The sequence below is a fragment of the Mucilaginibacter sp. P4_A11 genome, assembly GCF_056402535.1.
Window position 1 is genome coordinate 378531 of sequence record NZ_JBFUHE010000007.1, and the last position, 6635, is coordinate 385165.

Consider the following 6635-nt stretch of genomic DNA (forward strand, 5'->3'; position numbering starts at 1 on the left):
CCAACATGAGCACTACATACTTTTATAGACTGCTAACTGTTGCAGGCATACTCATTTTATCAACCAAGAGTTACGGACAGGATAAAAACATCCCGAAAGAATTTTATATAGCGTCAACCATTCCCGATTCATTGAAAGAGGAAGCAAATTCGGTTGTGCGGTATTCATCAGACGAGGTTACGGTAAAAGCGGCCGGTAAAATGATCATGAAGCATCACGCTATCATCACCGTTTTAAATGAAAAAGGCGATGCCGCTGCACAACTTGGCCTGGGTTACGATAAAAAATTCAGTAGTGTTGATGATGTGCAAATGCTGGTTTACAACGCTGGTGGAACGATGATAAAAAAATACCACAAGAGTGATTTTTATGACCATGCTGCGACTGATGGGATCTCTATTGTAACCGACGACCGGATGCTGGTCATGGAGCATCCGATATCTGCATATCCAACTACTATCGAAGTGATTTTTGAGGAGGATATGAACAGCTTTCTTGATCTTGGCGAATGGGAGATCCAACGGTCGGAGCGGGCAGTCCAGAATGCGGAGTATACTGTTCTGGTCAATCCTTCGGTCGGTTTCAGGTATATAAATAAGAATACCACCATCAAGCCCGAAAAAACACCTGCCGGCGAATTTGAAAAGTACACCTGGCATGTAAAAAACATAAAAGCTGTAAAACTCGAAGACGATGCCGAAGCATGGCAGGTTATGCCGCGGATCATGTTTGCAGCAAACTCATTCCAGTACGGTGGTATTCCCGGCGATATCAGCACCTGGCAAAATTTTGGTAAATGGCTGCAGGCTCTTAATGCAGATGTATGCACACTTAGTCCGGAGCGGATAGCCGAGGTAAAAAAACTGACCGCCGACTTTAAAACTGACAAAGAAAAAACGAAGTTTTTATACCAATACATGCAGCAAAACATGCGCTATGTAAGTATCCAGCTTGGTATTGGAGGTTTAAAGCCATTTCCGGCTACGTTTGTTGACCAGAAAAAGTATGGCGATTGTAAGGCTTTATCAAACTATATGTATGCCTTATTAAAAGCAGCTGATATACCATCGCATTATGCCATAATAAACGCAGGCTCAAACGAAGAGCCTGCCGACCCTGCATTTCCATGCGATCCGTTCAATCACATCATTTTATGCGTGCCTTTTAAAAGCGATACTACCTGGCTTGAGTGTACCAATATGCAAAAGCCCTTTGGTAAGCTTGGCCCATTTACCGAAAACAGGTACGCCCTGCTGGTTACTGAAGATGGGGGCAAACTGGTTAAAACCCCGCGAAGTACAGATGTTGACAATCAATTTAACAGCGAGGCGCACGTAATACTTGACGCGAATGGAGGCGCAAAAGCAACACTTAAAATTTTAAGCACCGGCGAATACCGCGATGATTACCTGGGCATAGCCGCTTTAAAAACCGACGAGCAAAAACAAGTACTGATCAAGATGCTGAATATGAAGCAGCCATCTCTTTTTGAGTTTAAGCCTTCAACGGATAAGGACGGCACAAAAGAACTGGACATTGAACTGGAGTACGATAAATTTTGCGATGTATCAGCAGGCAACAAGCAGTTTTACAAGCCCCGTGTTTTTGATCTGTGGAAAACCACCGTGCCAATCCTTGAAAAACGAAAAGGTGATTTCTTCTTTGAGATCCCCATGTTAAAAACATGCGTTACCACTATCGATCTGCCCACAGGCTTTGAAATTGACGCACTGCCGACCGATCAAAGCCTTAAATTTACTTACGGCACTTATGATGTTAAGTATGTTTATGATGCTGCCAAAAACCAGGTGGTAAGTACAACCAAATTCAACTTAAAAAACCATGTGATTCCCGCCGCCAAATACACCGAATTGCAGGTTTATCTGGATGCGATAGCCAAAGCCCAAAATAAAAAGCTGGTGATCCGCCGTAAAGCATAAATTTGTGCCTGATGATATTCAGGCTCGACGAACATTTAATATTTCCAAAGCCCGATCTGGCCGAACCAGACGGGCTTTTGGCTGTTGGCGGCGACCTGAGCACTGAGCGCTTGTTGCTGGCTTATCAAAACGGCATTTTTCCATGGTATAGCGATGATACGCCGATCCTGTGGTATTCGCCCCATGAGCGCTTTGTTTTATACCCGGATGAGTTGAAGATTTCCAAATCCATGAGGCAGGTATTACGCTCCGGCAAGTTGAGCGTCACGGTAGATACCTGTTTTAACGATGTCATAACAGCCTGTTCAATTGCTCCGCGCGAGGGGCAGGACGGCACCTGGATAGTGCCGGATATGATTGCCGCTTATAACCGTCTGCATCGGAAAGGTTATGCCCACTCTGTTGAGGTATGGCAGGATGACAAGCTGGTAGGTGGCCTTTATGGTGTGCACGTAGGTGATGTTTTTTGTGGCGAAAGTATGTTTAGCCGCATTAGCAATGCTTCAAAAACCGCGCTCATCTATCTGTGCAACACAGGCCTTTATAAATTGATTGACTGCCAGGTGCATACAGATCATCTTGAATCGATGGGAGCCAGGATGATATCCCGGGAACAATACATGGATGTTTTGCTAAATAATTTAGTTTGATTAATTACCTTTGAGCCTATGCAGCAGGTGGTAAATTTAAAGGAAAGGATCATTTTAGGTATCGACCCCGGCACAGCCGTTATGGGTTATGGATTGCTCAAAGAAATCGGCCCTAAAATTGAACTGCTGGCTATGGGGGTAGTTAAAATGCCCACTACCGACGATCATATGCTCAAGCTACAGCGCATCTTCGAAAAAACGGTAGCTCTTATTGATAATTATAATCCAGATTGCCTGGCCATTGAAGCGCCATTTTACGGAAAAAACATACAGGTAATGCTAAAACTTGGCCGCGCACAGGGCATGGCGATAGCAGCAGCATTATCACGCAACATCGAGATCACCGAATACGCCCCCCGTAAAATAAAACAATCCATAACCGGTAACGGTAACGCCACCAAAGAGCAGGTGGCCGCCATGCTGCAAAGCTTGTTAAAGTTTAAAGAAACCCCCGATTTTCTGGATGCTACCGATGGTTTGGCGGTGGCCGTTTGCCATTCGTTTCAACGGATCCCTACCGGTTCGGGCCCGGGAAAATCGGGGTCTAAAAAAGTATATTCGGGTTGGGATACTTTTGTAAAGGATAATGCCAAGCGGATTGTGAAGTGAGATAATAAAAGAAGCGTCATTGCGAGGTACGAAGACAACCGAACGCAGGGAGCTCATTAATACCTATAAAAATCAAATTATAATTATTAATAATCCCAAACTATACAGGGCGGACCTGCTAATCGGGGGTTGCTTCGTACCTCGCAATGACGCCGTTATGTTTTGAATATTTTACGCCACGCTAAACGTAAAGAGGGCTGTCACCCTGAGTAAGTTTTATTTGCGCACAAATAATCGCATTGCAGATGACAACTAATGGGTCGCTGACGAATACCTGCAATTTATAAGCTCGCAAAGCCGCGAAGGCGCTAAGAAAAACCTTTGCGTCTTAGCGCCTTTGCGAGAGATTAATACGCCAACGAGTATTTAAAATTGCCTAATAATCAATAGCTTAAACGATGTGTCAATGGCAGCCTGTCGAAGGGTCGCGCGCAGAGGCCCAACCCGCTATGCTTCGACGAGCTCAGCATTACCCGTTTTAACTTGCTATAAAGCAACAACGAAGAATCCAATTCACTTGCTGCCCTGCTGCCGCAAGCGTCCTCGCTTTATCTCATTGTATGCAGACACACAAGCAGGATGCTTGCCGTGTTTTAGGTCGAAATTACGCTGACGCTAAACTTCGACGAGAGATGGCGGTCAGCGAATTTTTATCCTTTGCTAATAGATGGCAGTTCCTTAAACAGCACACATATGCAAGGTCGGGTAATTCAGGGTTTGCGATTGAGTGTACACTTCCCTGGCTTGTGCGGTTTCACCGGGTAAAGTGTATCCGGTTGTATGACCCTGCCCGCCACCGGCGGAGCCTGCTGCAGGATAATGATCGTCTTCTCTTTGTCCGCCTTCTTCCCCCAGAACAGCTGCACCAAGCCAAATACCATACTCAGCACCAGCCCGGCCAGGAACAACACGATCTGCGCGCGCCCAGTATTCCGCACATTCGGCGAAGTGATCGTAAGGTTCGGTGTAGCTGGATAAAACACACCAAAATGACCCTATCCGGCCAGATCAAAAAGGTCCCCTTTGCCAGTTGAAAGTGACCACGTTCGCCAAAGCAAAGTGACCCCTCTTCGCCAGACGAAAGTGACCCCTCAAAAGAGATTAAAGTAATGTATTGATAGGTTTCTGTGGACAAGGTTTTTGTTTAGCTTTTTAGATAAACAAAACCAGCGAATACATGTCCAATAAACCGATCAAGATGAATAGATTACGACAGATCGATGCAAGTATTGGAGAGTATGCTTCCTGAGATAAGCAAACGGCTCAAAAAGAAGGGTGTAACCCGTGAGATGCTGCATGCGGAGTATATAGAAAAGTACCCTGATGGCTATGGCCGTTCACGGTTCAATAACGCGGTACATACTTACCTTCAGCTTTCACGGCCCGTTATGCATATCGACCACAAGGCAGGTGATAAGATGTATATCGACTTCACGGGAAGTAAGTTACAGCTGACCACATCGCAGGATGACACAGCTCATGAGGTGGAGGTATTTGTTGCCATTTTAGGCTGCAGCCAGCTTACGTATGTGGAAGCAGTAGAAAGTCAGCGAAAGGAAGACCTGATCAAGGCCTGCGAGAATGCGCTGCATTACTTCGGCGGTGTTCCTGGCGCCATAGTCCCGGATAACCTTCGTTCCGCAGTAACCAGGGGAAGTAAGTACGAAGCTATCCTGAATGATGAGTTCGCTTCTTTTGCAGAGCATTACTCGGTTACCGTTGTTCCTGCACGTGTTTATAAGCCGCGTGACAAGTCTTTGGTGGAAGGAGCGGTCAAACTGATCTACCGCAGCATCTACACCCGGCTGGAAGGCCGGAAGTTCGGTGATCTGGAATCGCTGAACTCTGCAATACGCCCCGCTTTGGAGATCCATAACAATAAACCTTTCTCCGGGCGGACCTACTCCCGTAGGGAACAGTTCGAAGAGGTTGAGCGCGAAGCGCTGGGCCAGCTCAACCCATTGCGTTACGAGGTCAATAAACAGGTCATGGTTACCGTGATGAAGAACGGCTACGTTCGTTTAGGAGAAGATATCCACTACTACAGTGTGCCTTACAACTACATCGGCAAGAAAGTAAAGGTCTTATATACTTCTATTGCGGTAAAGATCTATTACCAATATACCCTGATCGCTTCTCACCGCCGTAACCGGATCAAATACCGTTACACCACAGATGAGAACCACCTGGCCTCACAGCACCGGTACCTTACTGAATGGTCACCTGAAAAGTTTATCCAGCAGGCAGAAGCTATCCATGATGATGTGGCCCGCTATATCACCAAAGTACTCGAACATAAGGTTTACCCGGAGCAAGCCTACAAGTCATGTTCAGGTATCTTAAGCTTCGCACGGCGTGTCGGTGCCGGAAGATTGGCCGATGCCTGTCGCTGGGCCGACAACCTCGGCCAGTATAACTATCCGGTTATCGAAGAGATCCTCAAGAAACGCCTGGACCAATTACAACACGAAGACGAGCCCGTATCTATCCCCGCCCATAACAATATCAGAGGCAAAGAATATTACCAGTAAACCCATAAAACATAGAATAAATGAATAATGAAACATTAGACAAGATGCGTCAGCTTCGCCTTTATGGCATGTATGATGCCTTTAAAACCAATCTGGAGACTTCAGTAAAAGAATCGCTTACAGCAGATCAATTCATCGCCTTGCTGGTCGCCAGCGAATGGGATGACAGGCGCAACCGTTACGTAGAACGGGCCATCAGGGGCGCAGGCTTTAGATATAAAGCCTCGCTTGAACAGATCGACTATGCTATTGACCGTGGCCTGGAAAAGAATCAGGTCCACAGGCTTGCCGCCCTGGACTTTGTTAAGGAGCATAAGGACCTGTTCATTACAGGTTCTACGGGTACCGGTAAAAGCTATCTGGCAACAGCGCTTGGTTACCAGGCCTGTCAGAATGGTTACAAGGTCTTGTACGTTAATACCGCTAAGCTTATGGGCCAGCTGAAGCTGGCCAAAGCAAAGGGTACCATCCTGGCCGAACTGAAAAGAATAGAACGGGCCGATCTGCTGATATTGGACGACTTCGGGCTACAGCCTTTTGATGCGCAGAGCAGGGCCTCTTTACTGGATATCATTGAAGACCGGCACCAAAAGCGCTCTACGGTGGTCACTTCGCAGATACCGGTGAAGGAATGGTATGATATTATTGGTGAGAAAACCATCGCTGATGCGATCCTTGACCGCATTGTTCACCACTCTTTAAGGGTCGAATTATATGGCGAATCACTAAGGAGAAGAAACTCTAAATCAGAAAATGTATTTTTGTAAAAATAATAGTTGTTAAACCGGACAAAAACATCCGCTCCAAAGAGCCTATCTGTACAACAACTTTACTCTCTTTCAAACCCTAACTCAGAGGGGTCACTTTAGATTGGCGAAGAGGGGTCAATATCATTGGTATATCCA

The 6635-nt window shown here is 46.1% G+C and carries 5 protein-coding genes; all 5 read left to right on the forward strand.

Annotation, left to right across the window (positions count from 1 at the left end; translation table 11 throughout):
• The first annotated feature begins 5 nt into the window (after positions 1 to 5).
• The 5 genes from AC1DUD_RS16530 (at position 6) to istB (ending at position 6497) form a co-directional block, all read left to right on the forward strand.
• Entirely contained in the window at positions 6 to 1940 is a 1935-nt protein-coding gene (locus AC1DUD_RS16530) for a DUF3857 domain-containing protein (RefSeq protein WP_477376244.1), read from the forward strand.
• A gap of 11 nt (positions 1941 to 1951) precedes the next feature.
• The gene (gene aat, locus AC1DUD_RS16535; RefSeq protein WP_477376246.1) at positions 1952 to 2590 is read left to right on the forward strand and encodes a leucyl/phenylalanyl-tRNA--protein transferase; all 639 of its coding nucleotides are present in this window, start codon (positions 1952 to 1954) and stop codon (positions 2588 to 2590) included.
• A gap of 18 nt (positions 2591 to 2608) precedes the next feature.
• Positions 2609 to 3199 (forward strand): crossover junction endodeoxyribonuclease RuvC, encoded by a 591-nt coding sequence (gene ruvC / locus AC1DUD_RS16540; protein ID WP_477376248.1) that lies wholly within the window; start codon positions 2609 to 2611, stop codon positions 3197 to 3199.
• Positions 3200 to 4437: 1238 nt separating this feature from the next.
• Positions 4438 to 5730, forward strand: coding sequence for an IS21 family transposase (gene istA, locus AC1DUD_RS16545; protein ID WP_477376250.1), 1293 nt, complete (start codon positions 4438 to 4440; stop codon positions 5728 to 5730).
• 20 nt (positions 5731 to 5750) lie between these two features.
• A complete protein-coding gene (istB, locus tag AC1DUD_RS16550; RefSeq protein ID WP_252790399.1) occupies positions 5751 to 6497 on the forward strand; it encodes an IS21-like element helper ATPase IstB in 747 nt (248 codons plus the stop codon).
• Positions 6498 to 6635 lie beyond the last annotated feature (138 nt).

Coding starts and splice junctions, on each gene's coding strand:
- AC1DUD_RS16530 (WP_477376244.1), top strand. CDS start 6: ATGAGCACTACATACTTTTATAGACTGCTAACTGTTGCAGGCATACTC.
- aat (WP_477376246.1), top strand. CDS start 1,952: ATGATATTCAGGCTCGACGAACATTTAATATTTCCAAAGCCCGATCTG.
- ruvC (WP_477376248.1), top strand. CDS start 2,609: ATGCAGCAGGTGGTAAATTTAAAGGAAAGGATCATTTTAGGTATCGAC.
- istA (WP_477376250.1), top strand. CDS start 4,438: ATGCTTCCTGAGATAAGCAAACGGCTCAAAAAGAAGGGTGTAACCCGT.
- istB (WP_252790399.1), top strand. CDS start 5,751: ATGAATAATGAAACATTAGACAAGATGCGTCAGCTTCGCCTTTATGGC.